This window comes from Brucella haematophila (genome assembly GCF_005938105.1).
Taxonomy (GTDB): domain Bacteria; phylum Pseudomonadota; class Alphaproteobacteria; order Rhizobiales; family Rhizobiaceae; genus Brucella; species Brucella haematophila.
This window is the reverse complement of sequence record NZ_VCPE01000004.1, coordinates 135,092-158,311: the sequence shown is the minus strand read 5'-3', so window position 1 is coordinate 158,311 and position 23,220 is coordinate 135,092. Positions and strand designations below refer to the sequence as shown.

Genomic DNA, 23,220 nt, shown 5'->3' with positions numbered 1-23,220 from the left:
TACAGAAGATTAATTTTACTTTACTGTAAAGTAAAATATTTTGAAAGCTAATATTTGACTCTCGCCCTGTTTGATCCGTCCGCGTGCCCCGCTGCGGAAACTCATGGCCCGACCCGATGAAAGGCTAGCATATGAAACTTGGGAAACGAGGTATACTAGTTCTTGTATTGGGGCTGGTGCTGATCGCAGCTTTTTTTGCATGGCGTGGCACGCAAAAAACATCCGCTGAGACGACGGCGTCGATTGCTCCGGTTCAGGCCAATGCCACGGTGGTGGAAGCGGCTCTGGTGCAAACACGTGATCTGGACAGCACGATCTCGGCTGTTGGCAGCTTGCGTGCCAAGGAATCAGTGACGCTTTCGTCGGAAATCGGCGGGCGCGTCGACAAAATTTTGTTTCAGGAAGGCCAGCGCGTTGACGCAGGCACTCTTCTGTTTCAACTGGACACGTCCATTCTGAACGCTTCCGTGCAATCGGCCCGAGCGGCGAATATTCTTGCCCAGTCGACTTTCGAACGCACCGAAGCCTTGTCCAAGCGCGGCATCAGCGCAACGCAGGCTTTGGAAGAGGCGCAGGCGAACCTGCGCAATACAGAGGCCGCGCTCGCATTGGCCGAGGCCCAACTGGCGCAGACTTCGATCAAGGCGCCGTTCGATGGCGTGGTAGGCCTGCGGTCCGTCAGTGTTGGCGCATATGTTACAGCGGGCACGACCAATCTTGCCAAGCTCGATCAGATCGATCCACTGGTGGCGGAGTTTACCCTGCCGGAAGTCGCGCTGGCGAATATTTCGCCACAGCAGAACGTGTCGGTGGTGGCCGATGCGCTGCCAGACCAGCCGTTTCAGGGGCAGGTCTATGCTATCGAGCCTTCCGTCGATGAAACAGGCCGCTCTATCCGCATGCGCGCCTTGATCGCCAATCCCGATCTGAAGTTGAGGCCGGGGCTTTTTGTGCGCGTCAATGTCACGACAGGCACCAAGGCAGATGCCATGCTGGTGCCGGAAAGCGCCATTGTGCCGAGTGGCGAAACGCAGACCGTCTATCGCATCAATACGGACGATACGGTCGAGGTGGTCACGGTCACGCTCGGGCAACGGCTTGAAGGGATGGTCGAGATTGTCACGGGCCTCGATAAGGAGGCACGTGTCGTGACGGCCGGTCAGCAGAAGCTGCGAACAGGAACCAAAGTTCGTGTTCAGGAAGCAACTGCGGAGGAGGCGGTCTGATGTCCATATGGGAAATGTGTGTCCGCCGACCGGTCTTCGCTACGGTCCTTAGTCTCGTGCTGGTTTTGCTCGGCATCGTATCTTATGAGCGGCTGAGCACCCGCGAATATCCTGATGTCGAAGAACCGACAGTTTCCGTTTCCACCACCTATTCCGGCGCCAATGCCGAAATTGTGGAAAGTCAGGTGACGCAGGTTCTGGAAACCCAGCTTTCCGGTATTGCCGGTATCGATGTGGTGTCATCGACAAGTCGCGCTGAAACCAGCGCCATCACGGTGCGCTTTACGCTCGGTACCGATCCAGAGGTGGCTGCCGCCGAAGTGCGCGACCGCGTTTCCCGCGCAAGGCGCAATCTTCCTGATGAGATTGACGAGCCGATTGTCGCCAAGGTGGAAGCGGATGCGCAACCCATCGTGTATGTGGCGTTTACAAGCGACCGTCATTCCGGCCTTGAAATCACCGACGTTCTCAATCGCACGATTGTTGACCGCATCCAGAATCTGCCGGGCGTTTCGGAAGCCCGTATTCTTGGCGCGCGCGAATATGCGATGCGTGTCTGGATCGATGCCCGCAAGCTGGCGGGTTATGGCCTGACGGTTCAGGACGTCGAGACGGCGCTTGAAAACCAGAATGTCGAAGTGCCCGCCGGGCGTATTGAAAGCAAGGATCGGGAGTTTACACTTCTTGCCAATACAGCACTGAGAACGCCTGAAGAATTCGCGGATATCATTATCAATGTCGTGAACGGTTATCCGGTGCGTCTGCGTGATGTTGGAAGGACTGAACTGGGCGCTGCCGATGAACGCCGTGCAACCACCAAGCAGGGGCAAACCGCTATATCTATTGGCGTTGTCAAACAGGCAACTGCGAACCCGCTTGATGTCGCGAACAATCTGCGTGCGGTCCTCCCCGCCATTCAGGCAAGTTTGCCGGATGGGATGCGGGCTGAAATCACCTATGACACGTCGATCTTTATTGACCGTTCCATTGCGGCGGTGTTCAGCACGATTGGCGAGGCGATCATCCTCGTGATCCTGGTGATCTTCTTCTTCCTGCGCTCGGTGCGCGCGAGCCTTATTCCCATCGTGACGATACCGGTTTCACTCATCACAACGCTGGCAATCATGTTTGCCTTCGGCTTCAGTATCAACACACTGACCCTGCTCGCCATGGTGCTTGCCATCGGTCTGGTGGTTGATGACGCCATCGTTGTTCTGGAAAACGTGCACAGGCGCATCGAAGAAGGGGAAACCCCAGTACAGGCAGCTATTGCCGGAACAGGGGAAATTGCCTTTGCAGTCATTGCGATGACACTCACCCTGGCCGCTGTCTATGTGCCGATCGCGTTCACCGAGGGCCGAACAGGGCAATTGTTCATCGAGTTCGCGCTAACGCTTGCCGGTGCGGTGCTGGTTTCCGGCTTCGTGGCGTTGACGCTGACACCCATGATGTGTGGCAAGCTTTTGCGTCACAATGAAAATCAGGGCCGGATTTCGCGCGCACTGGAACGGTTTCTCGACAGTCTCAACGAGAACTACCGGCGTGCGCTGGGGCTTGCCATGCGCCACAAGCTGATCGTGCTGACTGGCGCTGCGGCAACCGCGGTTCTGGCCGGCTTCCTTTATGTCAATCTGCCGAGTGAGCTTGCCCCGGTTGAAGACCGCGGTGTCATCCGTATGGCAGGCACGGCTCCGGAAGGCTCGACGCTTCAGTTCACACAGCGTTATGGCCAGGTCAGCGAGGAAATTCTTTCCAACATACCTGAGGTCAGTACATATTTTGCCATTTACGGTTTTCCGCAGGTGACCAATTTCAGTGCCTTCGGGCTGTTGAAAGACTGGGATGAGCGCGACCGCAGTCAGCAGGAAATTATTCGGTCCATCGGTCCGCAAATGGCGGCGATCCCCGGCGTTCGCGGCTTCGCCTTTAACATGCCATCGCTCTCGACCGCGCGGGGTAGCGGGGCAGGGGCAAACAATCCGGTCCAGTTTGTGATCCAGTCTTCCTCAAGCTACGAGGATCTCAACACACTCGCGAACGCATTTGTCGACAAGATCAAGGAGAACCCCGGACTGTTGAATGTTGAATCGAATCTCGATCTCAACAAGCCGCGTATGGAAATCAACATGAACCGCGAGAAGATCCGCGAAGCGGGTCTGCAGGTTTCCGATGTCGGCCGTACGCTGGAAACGATGTTCGGCAGCCGTCAGGTTACACGCATCGACCGGGATGGCGAACAATCGGATGTCCTTGTCCAGCTTGATGCGAGCGACCGTGCGACGCCGGATTCCATCAACATCGTCAATGTGCGCGGCTCGTCCGGCCAGCTTATTCCGCTGTCCAATCTCGTAACCGTCAAGGAAAGTGTCGAACCAGCCAATCTCTATCGTTTCAACCGGCTGCGCTCGGCGACGATCAGTGCGGGACTGTCACCTGACTACTCACTTGGTGAGGCGCTGACTTATCTGCAAAATACGGCGAATGAGATGTTTCCGACCTATGCCCAATATGATCTGGAAGGGGAGTCGCGTGATTTCACCAGCTCCAATTCGAGCATTCTGTTCGTGTTTGGTCTGGCCATTCTGTTCATCTATCTGGTTCTGGCAGCGCAGTTTGAAAGCTTTGTCAGCCCGTTCATCATTCTGCTCACGGTTCCGCTCTCGATTGCCGGGGCTTTGCTCGCACTCTGGTTTGCGGGGGCGAGCATGAATGTCTACAGCCAGATCGGTCTGGTCACGCTGGTCGGGCTTATCACCAAACACGGCATTCTGATTGTCGAATTCGCCAATCATATGCGTGATCAAGGACGCGATGTTGCCAATGCGGTAACGGAGGCCGCAGTAATGCGCCTGCGCCCGATCCTCATGACCACCGGGGCGATGGTGCTCGGCGCTATTCCGCTTGCGATTGCAAGCGGTGCTGGCGCACAAAGCCGTCAGGCCATCGGCTGGGTGATCGTTGGCGGCATGTCGTTCGGTACGCTGTTGACGCTCTTCGTGGTGCCGGTCGTCTACAGTCTTGTTGCGCGCAAGGCTGCCGCTCCGCAGGAGGAACATAAAGCTGCTCCAGCGAAGACGGCGCAGTCGTAAGCTGGAAGACTAAGCAATATAGACCGCTGCGCCGCCCATCATACCGGCGCCCGCAGCGGTCAGCAAAAGCGCCTCGCCCTCTGCAAAAGGACCTGTCTGATTTGCGACTGAAAGCGACAGCGGAATGGTCGCGGCGGAGGAGTTGCCGTAGGTTGCGATTGTCCGCACCGTTTTGGCCGGATTGATATCCAGATTATGTGCAACGGCATCGAACATGCGCGCATTGGCCTGGTGGGGCACAAAACGATCAATGTCAGCGGCCTCAACGTCTGCCTTTTCCAGCGCATTTCTGGAGGTGACCGTCATCAAATCGACCGCACGGGAAAACACCTCGCGACCATTCTGCATCGACATCAGGAATTGCTCCGGTGCCATGTCGGGCGAGAATGGCCGGTTGCTGCCGCCCGATGGGATAGAAATCAGGTCATAGCCGCTTCCGTCCGAAGACAAATCAGCCGCTAAAAATCCGCGGTGCGGGTTCGTGTCTGGTGCGAGCACGACTGCGCCTGCCGCATCGGCAAAGAGGACGCTGCTTGCACGCTCAGCCGGGTTGATGCGGCGGCTTAGAATATTGGCCGCAACCACAAGCACCGGACGGTTATGTGTGCGGACAAAGCTGTCTGCGAGAGTAAGCGCATAGAGAAAACCCGCACAAGCGCCCGCCAGATCAATGGCACCTGACCGCGCAAGGCCGAGCTTATGCGCCAGCAAGGGCGCTGACGGCGGCAGCAGATGATCCGGCGTCGACGTAGCAAGCAAAGTCAGCGCGACGTCTTCGCGGGCAATGGCGGCATTATCGAGCGCCATATCTCCGGCCTTGGCCGCAAGCCCACTCAAAGTTTCGCCTTCACCTGCCCAATAGCGCGAGCGGATGCCCGTGCGTCGTTCGATCCAGCCCGGTTCAAGACCGAGCTGTTGTTCGATCTCTCGGTTCTCCACACAACGTTCGGGCACGGCGTGGCCGAAGCCTGCCATGCAGGAGGAACGGCAAAGGCTCATTGCGATTGCCCCGTCACGATGGATGCCACTTCGTCAATCGCGTCATAAATATGGGCCAGTTCGGCGCTGGTCACGCAATAGGGCGGCATCAGATAAAGCACGTTGCCAAGCGGGCGGATCAGCAAGTTGCGCTCACGAAACAGTTTGCGCATGTGCTGGCCGATTTCCGCGAGATAGCCACCGGACGGCACAACAATATCGAGCGCTGCAATCGTTCCCGCCTGCCGGATATTCGCAAAGCGTCGGTCGCCTGCAAATCGCGTCAGATTGTGTTCGTGAAACTCCTCGATTGACCGAATGCGGCTGAGCACTGGTTCCTGTCGCCAGACTTCCAGATTGGCGACCGCGGCGGCACAGGCAATCGGGTTGGCCGTGTAAGAGCTTGAGTGAAAGAAGGTCTTGCGGCGGTCGGTCGAAAGATGCGCGTCGAAGATCGCCGAGGTACAAAGCGTTGCGGCAAGTGGCAACGCCCCGCCGGTTAGTCCTTTGGATACGCACATAATATCCGGTGTGATGCGCGCCTGCTCGCAGGCAAAGAGTGTTCCGGTTCGCCCCCAGCCGGTCATCACCTCATCGGCGATCAGCAGGCAGCCAAACCGCTCGGCAATCTCTTTCAGAGCTGTCAGCAGGGCCGGGCGATAGGTTTTCATGCCGCCCGCGCCGAGAATAAGCGGTTCGATCAGCAATGCCGCCACGCGGCCTGACCTGCAATGGTCCTCGAACATGTCGAGCGTGCGCTGCTCGTTGCCCTTTTCCGGAAAGGGCAGCCGGTCGACGCCAAACAGCAAAGGTTCGTAGGCCGCATTGAAAACACCGCGCTCGCCGGTGGACATGGTGCCGATGGTGTCACCGTGATAGCCGTGCTCCATCACGACGATACGGTCCCGCGCTTGGCCCATATTGTGAAAATAGCCCAGTGCCATTTTCAGCGCGACTTCCACTGCGGTCGAACCGCTGTCCGAATAGAACACGTGGTGCAGGCCGGGCGGCGCGATTTCAATCAGCCCTTCGGCCAGTTGTTCGGCAGGCGCATGGGAATATTCGGCAAAGATGATCTGGTCGAAGCTTTCTGTCGCGCTGCGGATCACCTGCATAATCTTCGGGTGCCGATGGCCATGGGTGATGACCCACCAGGAGGAGATTGCATCGAGAATACGCTTGCCACTTTCGTCGATCAGATAAGCGCCCTCCGTCGATACGATGCGTTGCATCTCCGGTTCCAGCGCGTGCTGGGTAAAGGGGTGCCAGACAGTCTGCTGCTTCATGCCCACACCTCCGCGAAACTGCTTGGATCAAAGCTGTCCTCAAAGGCTTGTCGCAGCGCGTTTCCGCCCGGTTCGGGCAGGAACGGCAGGCGACCAAGAATGCGCGCACCACTCATTTTTGCGATGATGCGCTGGGTTTCGATATTCTCGTCGCCGATGAAGGCAATACCGCATAGGGGTATGCGGCGATGCTTCAGCGCTTCGACTGACAGCAGCGTGTGATTGATCGTACCAAGGTTTGTGCGGGCGCAAAGGATGACCGGAATTTTCCATCGGGCAAATATGTCGGCAAAAACCAGATCGTCCGAGAGCGGCACCAGCAGCCCGCCCGCGCCTTCGATCACCAGTGGGCCCTCCGTTGCAGGCACGGCGAATGCATCGGCGGCAATCGCCGTGCCGTCCAGCGCTGCCGATTGGTGCGGTGAAAGCGGCGCCGTGAGTTTGTAGACTTCCGACAAGATGCGGCCTTGTGGCAGGCCGGCAAGCCGTGCGACGGCCTGACTATCGGTTTCTTCGTCCAGACCGGATTGCACCGGTTTCCAGTAGTAACCGTCGAGGGCGGCGGTGAGGACGGCTGAAAAGACCGTCTTGCCGATGCCGGTATCTGTGCCGGAGACGACGAAACGCGTTGTCATGGTCTGTCTTTCCCGATTGCGATGGAAAGCCGGTCGAACATCTGGCGGATCTGGCTTTCACTGACATTAAGCGTGATGGATAGTCTGAGCCGTGCGGTTCCTTCCGGTACGGTCGGCGGGCGGATTGCCCGAATATCGAAACCCTCGGCGCGCATCGCTTCGGCAATCCGCATGGCGCGAAAATTGTCACCGATCAGGATCGGCATGATTTGCGAGCCGCTCGGCTTGAGACCCAGAAGTGAAACGACGAGTGACCCGGCAAGGCCGGTCAGCTCTTGCAATTGCTGGCGACGCTCTGGTTCGTCGGCGATCATGCGCAATGCCTCGTGCACGCCTGCCGCCATCAAAGGCGACGGTGCGGTAGAATAGATGAAGTTGCGGGCACGGTTGACCAGATAGTCGCCCAGTATGGCGGGCAATTGCAGCAGTGCGCCGGATAAACCCATTGCCTTGCCGCATGTGTGCAGCACCAGCACATTGTCGCGATTTTCGATATTTGCCGCCAGTCCACGTCCTTGCGGGCCATAAATGCCGGAGGCATGGGCCTCATCGATCACCAGAAACCCGTCGTAGCGATCTGCCAGTTCGGCCAGTTCTGCGATGGGAGCGATATCACCATCCATGGAATAGAGACTTTCGACGGCAATCCACGGATGGCCCTTGCCGCCCTTGCGCCGCCAGTCGCTGATGGCCGCGTCGAAAGCGCCAACGTCGTTGTGCCTTGCAAAGACGGTATCCGCCTTGCTGGATGCTATGCCCTCGTGGACGCTGGCATGGATCAGCGCGTCACAGACAATCAGGTCGCCGCGCTGCGGCAAGGTCGCAAACAGTGCCGTATTGGCCGCGAAGCCGGTGCCGAAATACAGCACTTTTTCTGCGCCGAAGAAGGCTGCTGCTTCGGCTTCGAGTGCTTCATGCTCGATATGGTTGCCACGCAACAGCCGCGATCCACCTGAGCCAACCGGAACACCCCGGTCGAGCGCGGCAGCGATAGCGGCCTTGAGACGCGGTGAACTGGCGAGACCCAGATAGTCGTTCGAGGTGAAGTCGATGCCGTTCTGCGGCGATAGAGCGCGCAAACGAGACTTCCGCTCAAGACCGTCCAGTGTCGCCTGATAACGGGCAAGGGACGGGTTGCTCAACGCAACTGCTCCAGGGTCATCGGCTTGAGGCCGAGCCTCCGGAAAAGCGCGCTGTCGTGATCTTCGCCGGGATTGTCGGCTGTCAGCAGCGTGTCGCCGACAAAGATAGAATTGGCTCCGGCAAAGAAGCAAAGCGCCTGCATTTCATCGCTCATATCGGTGCGCCCGGCGGAGAGCCGCACATAGGATGTCGGCATGAGAATCCGGGCCAACGCGATGGTGCGTATAAAATCGAACGGATCAATTGGCTCGGCATTGGCAAGGCGCGATCCGGGAATAGGGATCAGCATGTTGATGGGCACGCTTTCGGGCGGTGTCGGCAAACTGGCCAGCGTGACCAGCATCGAAATGCGGTCGTCCACGGTTTCGCCCATGCCAAGGATGCCGCCTGCACAGACCTTGATGCCCGCATCGCGGACATTCGCCAGTGTTTCCAGCCGGTCTGCAAAAGTCCGGGTGGTGATGATCTCTGGATAAAACCGCTCCGACGTGTCGATATTGTGGTTGTAATAGTCGAGCCCGGCGTCGGAAAGGCGGGCAGATTGTTCGGGCGACAGCATGCCGAGCGTCATGCAGGTTTCCATGCCCATTGCCTTGACGCCCTCCACCATCGCGACCAGCATGTCCATGTCGCGGTCCTTGGGACTGCGCCAGGCAGCTCCCATGCAATAGCGCGTTGCGCCGCCTTCCTGCGCCTTGCGTGCTTCCGACAGCACGCGCTCGACTTCCATCAGTTTGGACGCCTTCAACCCGGTTGGATAATGCGCCGACTGGCTGCAATAGCCGCAATCTTCCGCGCAACCGCCGGTCTTGATCGAAAGCAGCCTGCTCATCTGAATAGCGTCAGGATCGAAATGCTGTCGGTGAATTTCCTGCGCGCGGTAGACGAGCTGAATGAATGGTAAATTATAGATAATTTTAGCAAGATTGAGCGAATCGCTTTGTTTGTCGCTTGAATCGACGTCCCGATTCTCACGAATTATCTCATTAATCTCAACCATGTAGCTATTCATCCCATTTTTAATAGATATGATTCTAAAATTATCTATATTTTATGGTGGCGCAATCGCGCAAGTCGCTAATGATTGTATGGTGAAGGCAACTGTGGGGATTGAGCGGAGATAGGATGGCCCGCGGGATGCCGGCATCCCTATCCATGAGACGCTTCCGAGGCGTGTGTCCAAAATTTCGGTACAAGGGAAAGAGGACTTGAGGGCTAGTCTGCGAGCAGCCTAAACAGGCCGAAACTGAAAATTCCCGCGCATTGCAGCGCGGGGATCAAAGGGGGAGTTACTTCACCCAGATAACGCGGCGCGTCTGCGGCTCTACAAGCGCTGGACGCTGATCGATATAGACATAGGAATATCGTGGCTGATCAGGAACGACCGCAAGCGGCACATCTTCCGGGATCACCATGCCCTCGGTCACGTCACCATCAATAGCAATGGGTTGCGTCGGGTTATTTTCCACGAATGTCACCACGTCGTCGGGTACGACAGGGACGGGCGGGCCTGCATTGGGCGCTTCGTCATAATAGACGACCTGTCGGTTCTGCATCGAAACGATGACCGGTTCGCCGTTCACATAGATATAGCCAAAGTCCGGATTGTCGGGGATGGAGCGCACGACAACGGCTTCCGGCACAACATAGCCTTCACCGACGTCGTCTTGAATGACGACCGGATCAACGGGATGGGCGATAACATAATCGCGTGCAGACTGGGGCACTTCGATAATGACGGCATCTTGCGCGGCGGCCAGACCGGTGGTCGCAAGAAACGCTGCCGTTGTAAGAATAAGAGCCTTTTTCATGTCGTAGTCTCACTTTCTAGCTTGCCCCGCAGCGGTGAGTTAACCGGTGCGCGCACGGTCGGTTCCGCATCTGGCGCGCACATCATGCGACAGGCTGCAACATTCGTCCCGCACCTGGCAGGACAGGCGATGCAAAAGGCGAGCTATTCGAGTGGGATAAGCGTGTGACGCTTCCTCAACGGAAAAAGTGAGCGAAATCGCGTTTCTTCATCGTCATTTGCGAAAAATAGTGGGCTTTGTTGTAGTAATCCGTCGCAGTTCGGATTACTCACACTCATTCCCCTCAAGACAGACAGGCACCCGTTTCGGGTGGCTTCGAGTACGGCGTATGACCCCCAAGAGCCAAGGCTACTTCTTCACGATCCTCGCGGTGACTATCTTCGCGGTGCAGGATGGCATTTCGAAATATCTTGGCACGCATTACTCGCCAATCTTCATCACGATGATCCGCTACTGGGTGTTCGCCGCATTCGTCATTCTGCTGGCCATACGCTCCGGCGGCATTGCCAAGGCGGCTTCCACCAAGCGTCCGTTTCTACAGATTACCCGCGGCGTGATCCTGGCTGCGGAAATCGTCACCTTCATTTTTGGCCTCAGCCGTGCGGGCATGGCCATGGCGCAGTCGGTCTTTCAGGGCGCACCTTTGCTGGTCACCATGCTCTCCGTGCCATTTCTCGGTGAAAAGGTTGGCTGGCGTCGCTGGACGGCAATTATCGTCGGCCTGTGCGGCGTGCTTTTGATCATCAATCCGGTCAACGCCCATTTCGACGCCAATATTCTGTTCTCCGTCGCGGCAACCTTCATGTTCGCGATTTATGCGGTTGCGACGCGCGCGGTTAGCCGCGATGACGACGCCATGACCAGCTTCTTCTATACCGGGATCGGCGGTGTTGTGGTGTTGACAGCGGTGGGTATCTTTTATCTCGTGCCGATCGCGCCGCACGACTGGTTCTGGATGGCAGCGCTCTGCGTTTGCGGCATTTCCAGCCATTATTGCCTCATCCGGGCTTATGATATTCTGGAAGCGGGCGAAGTACAGCCGCTGACCTATCTCCAGCTGGTTATCGGTGCCTTTATCGCAACGCTGGTGTTCCACGAAACCCTGACATGGAACGTCATCGCTGGTGCTTTCATCGTGGTTAGCGCGGGTCTTTTTTCCATGTTCCGGGAGCGCAGCCTGTCGCTCAAGCGCACCACAAGCTCGACAACCCCCTGAACAATAAATGAATCCGAAGTCAAATTCTCTTGAGCGGCTTTGTTTCGCCGCGAACTGTGATATATGCCGTCAACGGTCAGCAAGATTGTTTATTGCTCGCAGTTTCTTTTGAGCCGACCGTCGTTTGCGGCATGGATATCTCCAAAAGGCACGCATCACCTTTTCCCGGATGGATAAGCCAGGTTCGTGAATTCTCTGCCATCAGCGTTTGATGGCGGTCGCCCGTTTTTTGCCCGCTGAGCTGGAATAGCCATGAGTGTCAGCATCGAGAGCCAGAGTTCAACCACCGAAGCGACAGCTTCGGGGGACAAGAGCAATTTTCGCATCATTGCGCTGATCGTTGCGAGTGCCATGCTGATGGAACAGCTCGACGCGACCATTCTGGCCACGGCGCTTCCGACCATGGCGCGTGATTTTGCTGTTGGCGCGCCATCCATGAGCGTTGCGCTGACCTCCTATCTGCTCAGTCTCGCCATTTTTATCCCAGCCAGTGGCAAGATTGCCGACCGTTTCGGCACGCGTACGGTTTTCCGCTTCGCGATTGCAATCTTCATTCTGGGTTCTGTGCTCTGCGCGCAGGCACCAAACCTGCCATGTCTGGTCGCGGCCCGGCTGTTGCAGGGCGCAGGCGGCGCGATGATGCTGCCGGTTGGCCGTCTGGTGCTGATCCGTTCGGTGGAACGCAAGGATCTCATCGCCGCCATGTCGTGGATGCTGGTGCCCGCGCTTATGGGCCCAATTCTCGGACCGCCGCTTGGCGGTCTGTTTGTGACATTTCTCGACTGGCGCTGGATTTTCTACATCAATGTGCCCATCGGGATTCTGGGCATGGTGTTCGTGTCGCTTTATATCGGTGAATATAAAAGCGAAACGCGTGAACCATTCGATTTCGTGGGGTTGATCCTGTCGGGTATTGCGCTTGGCGCTTTGCTGTTCAGCCTGGAAACGGCGAGCAATCCGGGGGAAGGGCACTTCGCGCTGAAGCTGTTTGTCGTCGGCGTTGTTTTCGGCGTTGCTACAATCGTCCATTCGCGCCGCCATCCCGCGCCAATGCTCGATTTTTCGCTGATGCGCATTGAAAGCTTCGGGACATCGATGATTGCAGGGTCGATCACCCGCATCACGCAGGGCGCGCATCCGTTCTTGCTGCCGTTGATGCTTCAGATCGGCTTCGGTTTGTCGGCCGTGGCGGCAGGCAATATGGTGCTTGCGACCGCGCTCGGCGCGCTGGCGATGAAAGCCTTTGCGCCGCGGATCATCCGGCGGTTCGGCTTCCGGCAGTCACTGGTGGTCAACGGCATATTCTCCGCGTGCAGCTATGCGATCTGCGCATTCTTCACCCCGGAATGGCCGCATTGGCTGATCTTTATCGTGCTTGCCATGTCTGGTTTTTCAATGTCATTCCAGTTCACCGCCTATAACACGGTGGCCTACGACAGGGTGGACGCAAAGCGGATGAGCTCGGCCAACAGCTTTTATTCAACGTTCCAGCAGCTCATGCTGTCAGTCGGTGTTTGCGTGGCGGCGCTGGTTCTTCATGCATCCATGAATTTGCATGCCCACGACGTGCCCGTCATGTCCGATTTCTCGACAGCATTCCTCGTCGTGACCGGCATTTCGCTGACGGCGACTTTCTGGAACCTGCGTTTTGCCAAAAACGCTGGGGAGCAGATGCGGGGAAAATAAGCGGCAACGAGAAAGGCCCTCTTGCCGACGTTTCGGCAAGAGGGCCCTTTTTATCGAGGCTTTTTCGTGTTCGGTTCGATTATTCTTCGAACCAGATCTTTTCGGCCAGACGATAGCCGCTCATGTCGCCACCGGATGGCGTCGGAGTGAAGCCCTTGATCTTGTCGGTCGCAGCGGCAAGGTTGTCGGCAAAGAGCGGGATGATTTCGCCGCCTTCGTCCACCATGATGACCTGAATGTCGTGGTAGATTTTCTTGCGCTTTTCCTCGTCCAGTTCAACGCGGGCTTCGGCAAGCAGCTTGTCGAAAGCTTCGTTCTTCCAGGCGGTTTCGTTCCACGGTGCGTCCGACTGCAGGATCATCGAAAGCATCGCATCGGCGGTCGGGCGAACGGCCCAGTTGGAGGCGACGAACGGACGCTTCAGCCAGATTTCATCCCAATAACCATCGGATGGAACGCGTTCCACATCGATGGTGATGCCGGCCTTGGCAGCGGCGGCCTGATAGACCTGCGCCGCATCGACCGCGCCGGGGAAGCCGTTTTCCGAAACGACCAGTGGAATATTGCCGCTATAGCCGGACTTCTTGAAGTGGAAGGCGGCCTTTTCCGGGTCATAGGCGCGCTGCGGAATATCCTTGGAATAATACGGGTTCGACGACGAAATCGGGTTATCGTTGCCAATCGAGCCGGTGCCGCCAAGAATGCTCTTCTGCAACTCTTCACGGTCGATGGCATATTTCAGCGCCAGACGCACATCATTATTGTCGAAAGGCGCCGTGTCGACCCGCATTGGCAGGCAGTACATGGTGTTTTCAGGCGTCTTCAGAATCTGCACGCCGGGACGTGATGAAACGAGGCCAACCGAGCGAGCGTCAACACGATTGACGACATGCACCTGTCCGCTGAGCAGCGCGGCCATGCGGGCCGTCGCGTCGCTCATGGCGATTGTTTCGACGGATTCCACATTGGCGCGATCCGGTGCCCAGTAATTCGGGTTGCGGCGCGTCAGCGCGCGAACGCCCGGCTGGAAATCTTCCAGAATGAACGCGCCGGTGCCGATGCCCTTGTCGAAATCCGCATCGAGCGGCGTGATGCCAAGATGCACGTCGGTCAGGGCGGCCGGGAAGTCGGCATTGCCCTTGTCGAGCGTGATCGTCACTTCGTAAGGATCGGTCGCCTTCAGTTCGGTCACGGCAAGCAGGAAGCCCTTGCCGCCGGAATTGCTGTTTTCGCCGCGATGGTGGTTCAGCGAGTAGATGACGTCTTCGGCCTTCAGTTCCTTGCCATTGTGGAACTGGATACCCTTCTTGAGACGGAAAACCCACTGCGATGCATCGGGCTTGGTTGCTTCCCAGCTTTCGACAAGCGCGCCATAAAGACGGCCATCCGGCGTCGGTTCAAGCAGGGTGTTGAAGAGCTGGAAACCCACCGAATACATATAGGCTTCGGGATAAAAGGCCGGATCGAGACGATCCGAACTCGACGCCGTGTCGAGACCCATGATCAAATGGCCGCCCTTGCGCGGCGTGGCGTCCTGCGCGCGTGCCTGACCAGGCATCCAGAAGCTGCCAGTCGCGCCAAGCGCCAGCGCGCTGCCCGCTCCAAGCAAAAACTGACGACGATTTGGGGAAAGAGAGTTCGGGTTGTGATCCGACATGGCGGGTACTCGCATTCTATGTAACGGGGCCTGTGTAGCAGGCGTACTATTTGGTTCCGTTCTATCGGGACCGTTGATTGCGTTCGTGGTAATTTTTTCTAATTTTTACGCAATTTCTGTAATAATTTTCAATAGCTATTATCATGATCCTGCGTTTGCGGGTTTTTTTGGAGCCGGAGATTGACGTGTCTTTCTGTTGCGTTTGGCGTTAGCCTTTTCGGTGTGGATGGCTCTGGAGTGTTCATGCTGTGACGGATGAATAACCGAAAGTGGCTGAAACCCATTGAAAAAATTGGCGTTATGGCGTTTGGGAGCGCCAGGCTTCTGCACTCGAAGCTCAGATGGTCAAGTAAAAGCTTTTGGCCGGTCAGGCGAATAAAGTAAGAATATAATCTTGATCTAAATAAGTAAGTATCGATTCTTTGACATTCTGCCGCTAAACTCCCGGTTCTGTATGGGCGAGAGCACGCACCGAAAACTGCCAAACGCAGGCGTCGGGCAGAACGTGCGCGAGAAAAAGTGGCTGGAGCGCCGGTTTGACTAGGTCAGAACCGAACGCGTTTTAAGGGGTGCGGAGCTAAATCTTGGAGCTAGACCAAAACACGCTCTTTTTCGCAGCGGGCTTATGTTCGCTCGCCGTGGCGCTAACGATTTTGAGCGTCTGGTATCAGAACCGCATGGACAAGTTCCTGCTCTGGGGTTGCCTGGGCATGATCCTGCTCGGCGCAGGCGCTGTGCTCAGCTATTCGGGTCTTCTGGCTTTGGTTCCCGCGTCGGTGATCGCTTTCAGCCTGATGACCGTCGGCTTCGTTTTCCTATTCGTCGGTGCAAAGCAGATTTCGGCCAGACGGGTGCCAACGGGCTATCTCTTCGTGCTTTCCATTGTTGCAATCGGTGTTGTTCTTGCACCCATCCTGATGGGGTTTGTGGGCGTTGGCATCGCCACCTTCAATTTTGTGGCGGCATTTCTGCTCTACATCACGGCCAAGGAATATGGCCTGGTCTATCATGAAGCGCCGATTCCAGTCGTCGGCATGATGACGCTCTATCTGCTGACAGCCGTTTCGTTTTTCCTGTGCGGTTCCGTCATCGTTTATGAACAGCAATGGGTGATGACCAGTTTGCCGAGCAATCTGGCCGAAGATCTCAATGCTATGATGGCGCTTATCGGCATTACCGGCATCGGGGCCTTGTCGCTGACCTTCACGCAATCGCGTATCGCGCGGCGTCATGCCAATGAAGCGCGCACCGACAGCCTGACGGGCCTGCTCAACCGACGGGCGCTTTACGACAGTCTGGCGGTCGATGAGATGCGCGCGGGCGACTCCGTGATTGTGTTCGATCTGGATGCATTCAAGTCAATCAATGACAGTCATGGTCACACGGTCGGGGATCGCGTGTTGCTTGAGTTCGCAAGCATCATCCGTGCCCATTCCGGGCCAGGCGCGATCATTGCGCGTATTGGCGGCGAGGAATTCGTGCTCATCCTGCGGCAGACCTCCAATGTGAATGTTCTCGCGACCGCTGATAAAATTCGCAAGGCCTTTGCGTCGGCTTCGTTCGACACGACACGCGATCCATTCAGCACGACCACGAGTGCAGGAATTGCATTTCTCACGGCAGCCGATTCCGGGTTTGAGACCGTTTTCCGTCGTGCCGACGCCGCGCTTTATCGCGCCAAGGATCTGGGCCGTAACCGGATTTGTACCGAATTGCAGATCGTCGCCTGATCGATCACCTGCCACTGAAATGACTGTAGGCATGCCAAAAGCGTGCCTTTACGCCTTATACCGGAGCGATTATCCACGGATTTCTATTCATTCCTTCCAAATTGGAAGGAGTTAGCTTCAGCCCGCCTGACTAATCAACGAGCATGTTTTTTGAGATTGTCCGTTTCAACAATCACTGTTTTGAAACGAGGTTCATCGTGATCGACAATCGTACCGCACCTTATGCGATCTTCATTCTGCGTCTCGCACTAGGCATTCTGTTTCTGGCCCACGCAGGTCTGAAACTCTTCGTCTTCACCCCTGCCGGAACCGCTGCCTTCTTCGGGTCGCTTGGTCTGCCGGGCTGGTTCGCCTATGTCACCATCCTCTGGGAAATCGTCGGTGCGGTCGCGCTGATCATTGGTTTCTATCCGCGTGTTGCTGCTGTAGTCCTGATCCCGATCCTGCTCGGTGCAATCGTCACAGTGCACGGCGCAGCTGGCTTCTTCTTCACCAATGCCAATGGCGGCTGGGAATTCCCGGCATTCTGGATTGTTGGTCTCGCCGTGGTGGCGCTCGCAGGCAATGGCGCTTTTGCGTTGAAGCCGGGCGCATCCGCGAACTGACCCTGAAACACACTGTTTCGCAATGCGGGGAGGTGGCCTATGCTCCTCTCCGCACTTTTCCCGATCATCAAGGATAGATGCCATGCTCGTAGACGGAAAATGGACTGAAGATTGGCAGCCGGTCCAGGCCAAGGATGAAAAAGGCGGCTTCGTGCGCCAGATTTCCGGCTTCCGCAACTGGATCACCCCTGACGGCAGCGCGGGTCCGACAGGTGAGGCGGGTTTCAAAGCCGAGGCCGACCGCTACCATCTCTATGTCGCCTATATCTGCCCGTGGGCATCGCGCACGCTGATCGCGCGCAAGCTGAAAGGGCTGGATAAGCTCATTTCGATCTCCGTCGTTGAACCTGCATTGACCGATCAGGGTTGGCGTTTCGGTGACTATCCGGGTTCCAACCGCGATAGCCTCAACGGCGCGACCTATATGCATGAGCTTTATACGAAGGCCGATCCCCACTATACGGGACGCGCCACCGTGCCGGTATTGTGGGACAAGAAGACGAAAACCATCGTCAATAATGAATCTGCCGATATTGTCCGTATGTTCAATACTGGCTTCGGCGATCTTGCCAATAACGATATCGATCTTTACCCGGAGCCTTTGCGCGCGGAAATCGATGCGTTGAACGAGCACATCTATCCAAGCCTGAACAATGGCGTCTATCGGGCCGGCTTTGCCACCACGCAGATTGCCTATGATGAAGCTTTCCGCGATGTGTTCCGCACGCTGGACGAGCTGGAAACCCGCCTTTCAGGCAGGGGACCATTCCTGTTCGGGGATCGCTTCACGGAAACGGATATCCGCCTGTTCGTTACTCTGGTGCGTTTCGATGCGGCCTATCATGGCCTGTTCAAATGCAATCTGCGCCGGCTGGTTGACTACTCTGCGCTCAGCATCTGGCTGACGCGTGTTCTGGATATTCCCGGCATTCGCGAAACGGTCAACATCGATCATATCAAGCGCGGCTACTATTCCATCAAGGCGCTGAACCCCACCGGAATTGTGCCACTTGGGCCTGATTTGCCGGGGTTGGCTCCGGTTCACATTTGAAAGCGAATGACAGACAGATGCATTCTTTGGTTATTTTCCTCCACGGTGTCGGCAGTCGCGGCGCTGATCTCGCTTCGCTTGGCGAGTTCTGGGCCGATGCCTTGCCCGGTGCAGCCTTTGCCGCACCGGATGCGCCCTTTCCCTTCGATCAGGGCGGTAACGGGCATCAATGGTTCAGTGTCAGCGGCGTCACGCCCGCCAACCGCCCGCAGCGAATTGTCGAGGCGCGTGCGGCTTTTGATGAAACACTGACGCGGATCATTGCCGAGCATGGCTTTACCGATAAGCTCGACCGTGTAGTGCTCGTTGGTTTTTCCCAAGGAGCGATCATGTCACTTGATGCGCTTGTTTCGGGTCGCTGGCCGGTTGCCGCCGTGGTTGCCTTCTCCGGCAGACTGGCTTCGCCGGAACCTTTCACACCGACACTTGCGACACAGGCCCTGCTGGTGCATGGCAGCGCCGATCCGGTCATTCCGGCAAGCGAATCCGAAAGCGCAAATGCGCGCCTTGCGGGTATAGGTGTGAACGCCACCTGCCATATTCTGCGCGGCGTTGGGCATACGATATCGTCTGAAGGCGCGGTCATGGCCGCCGCATTCTTGCGGTCTGTTTTGAAGCTTGGATAATTTCCAGATTCAGCTATTTTCCTGTCCTGTGAGACGGAAAATAGCTGAAATGGAAGCAATCAATGGATCGGCTTGACTGCGAACGTATGTTCGTTGCGGTGCTGGATACGGGCAGTTTTTCAGCGGCCGCACAACGGCTTGGGACAAGCAGCGGTCAGGCATCCAAACTCGTATCAAGGCTGGAAACCGATCTTGGCGTCCAGCTCATCAAGCGCACCACACGCGCCTTGTCACCGACCGAGGTCGGATACGCCTATTACGAGCGCATGAAGGGGCTTTTGCAGGACTTCGACGCCTTGGAAGCGTCGGTGCGCAACGCATCAGGCGCTCCGACCGGGCGTATAAGGCTGACGGCGCCGATGTCATTCGGCACCTTGCGATTGACACCGGTATTGCTGAAATTTGCGCAGTCTTTTCCCGATATTCAGATCGATGTGAGCTTCTCCGACCGCGTTGTCAGCCTGGTCGATGAAGGCTTCGATATCGGCGTGCGGATCGGAAAACCGCTCGATAGCAGCCTGATTGCCCGCAGGCTCTGCGATGCGCGGGTGGTTCTTGTGGCCGCGCCGTCCTATCTCGCCGCGCATGGAGCGCCGATTCATCCGCAAGAACTCATGCAGCATAGCTGCATCATCGATACGAATTTCCGCGATCCCTATGTCTGGCGTTTCGCGCCGCAGAGCGGCGGCGATGCCGAGGCGGTCAGTGTCACGGGTCGTTTGCATTTCTCCAATGGCGAGGCTTGTCTCAATGCGGCTTTGGCCGGGTTGGGCATTGCGCATGTGCCGACATTCATTGCCGGTCCATCCATCCGTGAAGGGCGCGTTCAACGCGTTTTGGGGGATTTTGAAAGCAAGCCGCTTGGCATCCATGCGGTCTATCCGCCTGCGCGCCATCTGGCGATCAAGGTGCGCACCCTCGTCGACTATCTGGCCGAGAGTTTTCGCGGTGAGCCGGATTGGGATCGGGGTTGGCATTAAAATGTCATGCCCGCCGGTTAGGCGGGCAAAAACAGCAGTCTCATATCAGGCTTCGAAGCGACTGACTTCCAGTCCCGTGCCGATGGGCAGGAGCACGCTGCCTATACCCGCTTTGGCGCGGATGGCGTCACTATAGCGCTGAAGGTTTTCACCGCCGGGCCGGATCATATTATCCGCCACAACAATCGCGCCGTTATTGAGCTTCGGATAGAAGGCTTCAAGGCAAGGCACGTACAGGTCTTTCCAGAGATCGAGGAAAACAAGGTCGACCTTTTCGGACAACGCTTCGATCATCGCGACGGCATCGCCGATCCTGAAATCGATCTGGTTGGCCAGCCCGGCCCTCGTCGCCATTTCCCTTGCAAAGTCAGACTTGTAGCCATGAAGTTCCATGGTGATCAGCTTGCCGCCGGTGGCGCGCGCCGCGTCACCGAGCCAGATGCCGGAATAGCCGAACGAGGTGCCGATTTCGAGGATAGTCGGCTTTTGCAGGCTTCGCGCCAGCGTGTTGAGAAACCGCCCTGTGTCGGGACCGATAGCGCGCATACGCATATCCTGCCCACCATCGCGGCCGCCCGGCGCCTCGATGCGCGGCGCATCTCGTTCTTCACGCTGCCGGGCATGATATTCATCAAGGACAGCCTGCACCTTTTTGTCCAGCATATGCTCGCCGACGGTCAGCTTGCGCCAATGGATCGCAAGCTCTTCGCGAAAGGCAAAGCGCACGAGATGCCGTTCGACGACATCCTGCAATTGCGCCAGCGAAGGCTGGTCTGGCGAGGTGAGGGCAAGGTGCAGAAACTGGTCGTCGGCACGCAACCGGCATTCGCCGATGGAAAAGCTGATCTGCCCAGCTTCTGGTTCAAAGGTGACCGGCAGCTTATGCGCAAAATGCTTGGCCAGCTGCTGCAAATAACGGCTGGCATGGGCGGTCTCGATAGCCGCCGCGGATTCCGCGGCAGCATTGGTTGAGACAGGAGCATTCATCAGCTTTCCTCCACAATTCGCGTGGCTTCCTTGAGGGCAGCCACGATTGCTTCGGCGCTGGCGGCGTCCATCGGCCCGCGATGCAGTCTTTGACGAACGGTCGCCTTCAGACTTTTCAGCGCATGGATGACCTCATGTGGCATGTCGCCATTGTGCTCGGCAAAGCTGTTTATCCTGCTCAAAAGAGCATCGGCGGCGGCGCGGTTTGCGACGAGAAAGGCCTCGCCTTCAGCCGTTATGCGATTGAGCTTCTTGCCTGAATCGCCAGCTTCGGTGACGGTGTAGCCCATATCCTCAAGCCATGAGAGCGTTGGATAAATCACACCGGGGCTTGGCGTGTAGACGCCTTGCAACTGTTCGGAAATATCCTTGATCAGCTCATAACCGTGACGGGGCCGTTCGGCGATCATCGAGAGGACGAGCAAGCGCAAATCGCCATAATCGAAGATGCGCTCGCGACGGTGACCACCCCGGCCACCACGCCGTTCGCCTCGATCTTCGCCATGCTCTCCGAAAGGATGTTCAGCGTGGGGATGTTCGCCGCGATGACGGCCAGGCCCACCGAAGGGACCACCCCAGCGCCCGCCTCTATGTTCACCCCGATGTTCACCATGACGACCGTGACGGTGATGGGCTTCTTCTTGTTCCGGATGTTCTGGACGGCGATCCGGATCGCCATTTCTTGTGTTTGTCATGACCACAAGATAAATCTCGATATATCGAAAAACAAGATATATCGAAATAAATTTTTCGTAATGTTATTCTGCGGCCCATCAGGTGAACAAAAGATCGACCTGCGCCTCGAACATGGTTGCCGTGTCGATCAGGCTGTCCTGTCCGAGAAGGCCATTATGGACAATGCCCATCCATACGGGCGCGGTGAGCAGGTGCGGATAGGTTTTAAGGATCGTGCCTTTCAGCTCACCGCGTTCGGCGGCCACGTCGATCAGCCAGCGAATCCGTTCCAGAAATGGCTCGTAGACTTCGGTGCGATAAACTTCCGTGAGATAGGGAAAGGCATGGCCCTCGGCGAGCACCAGCCGCGCCACTGTGGCGCGCCCTTTGTTCTCAATGCTGCGCATCACCGGGATCATGGTTCGTTTGCAATAGTCGGAAACCCGCTCGTCCGGTCGGATCGGATAGTTTTCAATCTCATCAAGCGGGTTTGTCACGATATCGCGGACAATACCGGCGAAGAGGTCCTCTTTCGTGTCAAAATAGCGATAAGCCGTGCCTTTGGCGAGGCTCGCGCGCTCGGCGATACCGGCCATGGTTGCATTGGCATAGCCCTTGTCGAGAAATTCCCACATTGCCGACCGGATGATCAGTTCGCGGGTTCGTGCTGTTTTTTCGGGGCTGGGACCGCGTGTTCTGGGCGCCTTCGCGATTGTGCGAGGCTGGGCCTTTTGCGCTTCAGCACGATTGGTCTTCGGATCGTTGACCATGGCTGTTTTCCCTTCTTCGTCGTGTCGTCTTGTCAAAGCCGTGTGTTTAATGGTTCCCATTGATTGATGTTTCCGAGGTCATTCCATCTATCAGTTGTTACGCATTATCTCGCGCAGAACCATTGCAGTTTTTTGCTGGAAATACCTTATGAGCGCTTTTTCTGTATAAATTCAGTCTCTTGCAAACAGCGCTGATGTCACGCAGCGATGGATGATCAATCTTTGCAATCGGGCTTCGTTCCCGTTATCAACCGCAGGCAGAGATTAATCCCTGGTTTTAGACGTGAATTGGAAAGCAAGCATGGTGCGCAGCATCGGGATGTTGATCGTCGGGATCACGGCACTGGTGAACGGTATTCTCCGATTGGGAACACCGGCGCAAGCCATTGAAAAGTCCGGCTGGCTTTATGAACAGTTCGGCGATCAAGGCGTTGCCTATGGCACAATCGTGCTTGGCGTGGTCGCGCTTCTCATCGGCGCGATCATGTTCCGCAACAGCTGGTGGGTGGTGATCCAGCAAAGGCGCAATCGCGCCTGATTGCAGGAAACCGATTTAAGGCAGCGCGATCACGTAGAACTTCGAGTCCACGGCCATGACGGGAAAGCTTTCCGGCAGGGCGTTGCGCTCCACCTCCGTAAAACCGTTCTTCTCATAGAAGCGATGCGCACCGAGAAATTTGTCGGTCGTTCCAAGATAGATGCGGCGCATGCCGTTTTCTCTGGCGTGGGCGAGCAAGGCTGACAGCAGTTTGCTTGCAGTGCCGATACCCGAACCCCGATAGGGCGCGGCGACGAACATCTTCCGCAAGGCGGCTTCACTGTTGCCGATATCCTTCAGCGCGATTGTACCCACGACCTGACTGTCATGCTCGGCAACCCAGAATTCTCCGGCGCCGGGTCGATAGAAACTGTCGATGGCATTGAGGTCAGGCTGGTCCTGCGCCGTGATGGCGATGCCATATTCTTCCTGCTGGATTGGCAGAATGACGGAAAATACGCCTTCCAGATCACCCTGTTGAAAGGGGCGAACGGAGACGGAAACGGGTGTGGCTGTGTCTGTCATGGGGAA

22 protein-coding genes and 1 pseudogene are annotated in these 23,220 nt (G+C 56.9%); 10 read left to right on the top strand and 13 right to left on the bottom strand.

What is annotated here, in order from left to right:
* Window positions 1–131 precede the first annotated feature (131 nt).
* Entirely contained in the window at window positions 132–1,226 is a 1,095-nt protein-coding gene (locus tag FGI60_RS08330; protein ID WP_138784785.1) for an efflux RND transporter periplasmic adaptor subunit, read from the top strand.
* Complete coding sequence (locus FGI60_RS08325) at window positions 1,226–4,315, top strand: efflux RND transporter permease subunit (protein WP_138784784.1); 3,090 nt, start codon at window positions 1,226–1,228, stop codon at window positions 4,313–4,315. Before FGI60_RS08330 ends, FGI60_RS08325 begins: the two co-directional genes overlap by 1 nt.
* A gap of 9 nt (window positions 4,316–4,324) precedes the next feature.
* Here the strand turns inward: FGI60_RS08325 and FGI60_RS08320 are convergent, their stop codons facing one another.
* The 6 genes from FGI60_RS08320 to FGI60_RS08295 form a co-directional block, all read right to left on the bottom strand.
* Complete coding sequence (locus FGI60_RS08320; protein ID WP_138784783.1) at window positions 4,325–5,314, bottom strand: beta-ketoacyl-ACP synthase III; 990 nt, start codon at window positions 5,312–5,314, stop codon at window positions 4,325–4,327.
* A complete protein-coding gene (locus FGI60_RS08315) occupies window positions 5,311–6,579 on the bottom strand; it encodes an adenosylmethionine--8-amino-7-oxononanoate transaminase (RefSeq protein ID WP_138784782.1) in 1,269 nt (422 codons plus the stop codon). The genes FGI60_RS08320 and FGI60_RS08315 overlap by 4 nt, the downstream gene beginning before the upstream one ends.
* The gene (gene bioD / locus FGI60_RS08310) at window positions 6,576–7,214 is read right to left on the bottom strand and encodes a dethiobiotin synthase (RefSeq protein ID WP_138784781.1); all 639 of its coding nucleotides are present in this window, start codon (window positions 7,212–7,214) and stop codon (window positions 6,576–6,578) included. The genes FGI60_RS08315 and bioD overlap by 4 nt, the downstream gene beginning before the upstream one ends.
* Window positions 7,211–8,356 (bottom strand): 8-amino-7-oxononanoate synthase, encoded by a 1,146-nt coding sequence (locus tag FGI60_RS08305; protein WP_138784780.1) that lies wholly within the window; start codon window positions 8,354–8,356, stop codon window positions 7,211–7,213. The genes bioD and FGI60_RS08305 overlap by 4 nt, the downstream gene beginning before the upstream one ends.
* Entirely contained in the window at window positions 8,353–9,348 is a 996-nt protein-coding gene (bioB, locus tag FGI60_RS08300) for a biotin synthase BioB (protein ID WP_374843065.1), read from the bottom strand. The genes FGI60_RS08305 and bioB overlap by 4 nt, the downstream gene beginning before the upstream one ends.
* 298 nt (window positions 9,349–9,646) lie before the next feature.
* Window positions 9,647–10,168: a DUF1236 domain-containing protein gene (locus FGI60_RS08295; protein WP_138784778.1), complete on the bottom strand. Its 522-nt coding sequence runs from the start codon at window positions 10,166–10,168 to the stop codon at window positions 9,647–9,649.
* A gap of 328 nt (window positions 10,169–10,496) precedes the next feature.
* On the opposite strand from FGI60_RS08295, the gene FGI60_RS08290 reads away from it, so the two are divergent.
* The gene (locus FGI60_RS08290) at window positions 10,497–11,384 is read left to right on the top strand and encodes a DMT family transporter (protein WP_138784777.1); all 888 of its coding nucleotides are present in this window, start codon (window positions 10,497–10,499) and stop codon (window positions 11,382–11,384) included.
* Between the two features lie 252 nt (window positions 11,385–11,636).
* Entirely contained in the window at window positions 11,637–13,070 is a 1,434-nt protein-coding gene (locus FGI60_RS08285; protein ID WP_138784776.1) for a DHA2 family efflux MFS transporter permease subunit, read from the top strand.
* 79 nt (window positions 13,071–13,149) lie between these two features.
* On the opposite strand, the gene FGI60_RS08280 is transcribed toward FGI60_RS08285, so the two are convergent.
* Window positions 13,150–14,727, bottom strand: coding sequence for an ABC transporter substrate-binding protein (locus FGI60_RS08280; protein ID WP_113533425.1), 1,578 nt, complete (start codon window positions 14,725–14,727; stop codon window positions 13,150–13,152).
* Between the two features lie 584 nt (window positions 14,728–15,311).
* Between FGI60_RS08280 and FGI60_RS08275 the strand changes: the two genes are divergently transcribed.
* The 5 genes from FGI60_RS08275 to FGI60_RS08255 all read left to right on the top strand — a co-directional run bounded on the left by FGI60_RS08275 (window position 15,312) and on the right by FGI60_RS08255 (window position 19,719).
* Window positions 15,312–16,457 carry a GGDEF domain-containing protein gene (locus FGI60_RS08275; RefSeq protein WP_138784775.1) on the top strand — a complete coding sequence of 382 codons (1,146 nt, stop codon included), beginning with the start codon at window positions 15,312–15,314 and terminating at the stop codon, window positions 16,455–16,457.
* 197 nt (window positions 16,458–16,654) lie between these two features.
* A complete protein-coding gene (locus FGI60_RS08270) occupies window positions 16,655–17,062 on the top strand; it encodes a DoxX family protein (RefSeq protein WP_138784774.1) in 408 nt (135 codons plus the stop codon).
* An 82-nt stretch (window positions 17,063–17,144) separates the two neighbouring features.
* A complete protein-coding gene (locus FGI60_RS08265) occupies window positions 17,145–18,113 on the top strand; it encodes a glutathione S-transferase family protein (RefSeq protein ID WP_138784773.1) in 969 nt (322 codons plus the stop codon).
* Window positions 18,110–18,739 (top strand): alpha/beta hydrolase, encoded by a 630-nt coding sequence (locus FGI60_RS08260; RefSeq protein WP_268898799.1) that lies wholly within the window; start codon window positions 18,110–18,112, stop codon window positions 18,737–18,739. Before FGI60_RS08265 ends, FGI60_RS08260 begins: the two co-directional genes overlap by 4 nt.
* A gap of 62 nt (window positions 18,740–18,801) precedes the next feature.
* On the top strand, window positions 18,802–19,719 hold the full coding sequence (locus FGI60_RS08255; RefSeq protein WP_138784771.1) for a LysR family transcriptional regulator: 918 nt from the start codon (window positions 18,802–18,804) through the stop codon (window positions 19,717–19,719).
* 45 nt (window positions 19,720–19,764) lie between these two features.
* On the opposite strand, the gene FGI60_RS08250 is transcribed toward FGI60_RS08255, so the two are convergent.
* The 5 genes and pseudogenes from FGI60_RS08250 to FGI60_RS08240 all read right to left on the bottom strand — a co-directional run bounded on the left by FGI60_RS08250 (window position 19,765) and on the right by FGI60_RS08240 (window position 22,151).
* Window positions 19,765–20,379, bottom strand: coding sequence for an O-methyltransferase (locus FGI60_RS08250; RefSeq protein WP_210238435.1), 615 nt, complete (start codon window positions 20,377–20,379; stop codon window positions 19,765–19,767).
* Window positions 20,380–20,415: 36 nt separating this feature from the next.
* Window positions 20,416–20,706, bottom strand: a pseudogene (locus FGI60_RS26250) (DUF2218 domain-containing protein); the annotation flags it as partial.
* Window positions 20,706–21,131 carry a PadR family transcriptional regulator gene (locus tag FGI60_RS26500; protein WP_235889769.1) on the bottom strand — a complete coding sequence of 142 codons (426 nt, stop codon included), beginning with the start codon at window positions 21,129–21,131 and terminating at the stop codon, window positions 20,706–20,708. The pseudogene FGI60_RS26250 and the gene FGI60_RS26500, both read right to left, overlap by 1 nt.
* Window positions 21,113–21,385 (bottom strand): hypothetical protein, encoded by a 273-nt coding sequence (locus FGI60_RS26495; RefSeq protein WP_235889768.1) that lies wholly within the window; start codon window positions 21,383–21,385, stop codon window positions 21,113–21,115. Before FGI60_RS26495 ends, FGI60_RS26500 begins: the two co-directional genes overlap by 19 nt.
* 94 nt (window positions 21,386–21,479) lie before the next feature.
* Window positions 21,480–22,151, bottom strand: coding sequence for a TetR/AcrR family transcriptional regulator (locus tag FGI60_RS08240; RefSeq protein ID WP_138784768.1), 672 nt, complete (start codon window positions 22,149–22,151; stop codon window positions 21,480–21,482).
* A 301-nt stretch (window positions 22,152–22,452) separates the two neighbouring features.
* Between FGI60_RS08240 and FGI60_RS08235 the strand changes: the two genes are divergently transcribed.
* On the top strand, window positions 22,453–22,689 hold the full coding sequence (locus FGI60_RS08235) for a hypothetical protein (RefSeq protein WP_235889767.1): 237 nt from the start codon (window positions 22,453–22,455) through the stop codon (window positions 22,687–22,689).
* 15 nt (window positions 22,690–22,704) lie between these two features.
* Here FGI60_RS08235 and FGI60_RS08230 read toward each other — a convergent pair whose 3' ends face one another.
* A complete protein-coding gene (locus tag FGI60_RS08230) occupies window positions 22,705–23,214 on the bottom strand; it encodes a GNAT family N-acetyltransferase (protein WP_138784767.1) in 510 nt (169 codons plus the stop codon).
* Window positions 23,215–23,220: the final 6 nt, after the last annotated feature.

Excerpts from the sequence above, each read along its gene's own strand:
- FGI60_RS26495 (WP_235889768.1), bottom strand. The coding sequence starts at position 21,385 with ATGGCGATCCGGATCGCCGTCCAGAACATCCGGAACAAGAAGAAGCCC.
- bioD (WP_138784781.1), bottom strand. The coding sequence starts at position 7,214 with ATGACAACGCGTTTCGTCGTCTCCGGCACAGATACCGGCATCGGCAAG.
- FGI60_RS08255 (WP_138784771.1), top strand. The coding sequence starts at position 18,802 with ATGGATCGGCTTGACTGCGAACGTATGTTCGTTGCGGTGCTGGATACG.
- FGI60_RS08325 (WP_138784784.1), top strand. The coding sequence starts at position 1,226 with ATGTCCATATGGGAAATGTGTGTCCGCCGACCGGTCTTCGCTACGGTC.
- FGI60_RS08290 (WP_138784777.1), top strand. The coding sequence starts at position 10,497 with ATGACCCCCAAGAGCCAAGGCTACTTCTTCACGATCCTCGCGGTGACT.
- FGI60_RS08315 (WP_138784782.1), bottom strand. The coding sequence starts at position 6,579 with ATGAAGCAGCAGACTGTCTGGCACCCCTTTACCCAGCACGCGCTGGAA.
- FGI60_RS08285 (WP_138784776.1), top strand. The coding sequence starts at position 11,637 with ATGAGTGTCAGCATCGAGAGCCAGAGTTCAACCACCGAAGCGACAGCT.
- FGI60_RS08230 (WP_138784767.1), bottom strand. The coding sequence starts at position 23,214 with ATGACAGACACAGCCACACCCGTTTCCGTCTCCGTTCGCCCCTTTCAA.
- FGI60_RS08295 (WP_138784778.1), bottom strand. The coding sequence starts at position 10,168 with ATGAAAAAGGCTCTTATTCTTACAACGGCAGCGTTTCTTGCGACCACC.
- FGI60_RS08280 (WP_113533425.1), bottom strand. The coding sequence starts at position 14,727 with ATGTCGGATCACAACCCGAACTCTCTTTCCCCAAATCGTCGTCAGTTT.
- FGI60_RS08320 (WP_138784783.1), bottom strand. The coding sequence starts at position 5,314 with ATGAGCCTTTGCCGTTCCTCCTGCATGGCAGGCTTCGGCCACGCCGTG.
- FGI60_RS08240 (WP_138784768.1), bottom strand. The coding sequence starts at position 22,151 with ATGGTCAACGATCCGAAGACCAATCGTGCTGAAGCGCAAAAGGCCCAG.
- FGI60_RS08265 (WP_138784773.1), top strand. The coding sequence starts at position 17,145 with ATGCTCGTAGACGGAAAATGGACTGAAGATTGGCAGCCGGTCCAGGCC.
- FGI60_RS08235 (WP_235889767.1), top strand. The coding sequence starts at position 22,453 with ATGGTGCGCAGCATCGGGATGTTGATCGTCGGGATCACGGCACTGGTG.
- FGI60_RS08330 (WP_138784785.1), top strand. The coding sequence starts at position 132 with ATGAAACTTGGGAAACGAGGTATACTAGTTCTTGTATTGGGGCTGGTG.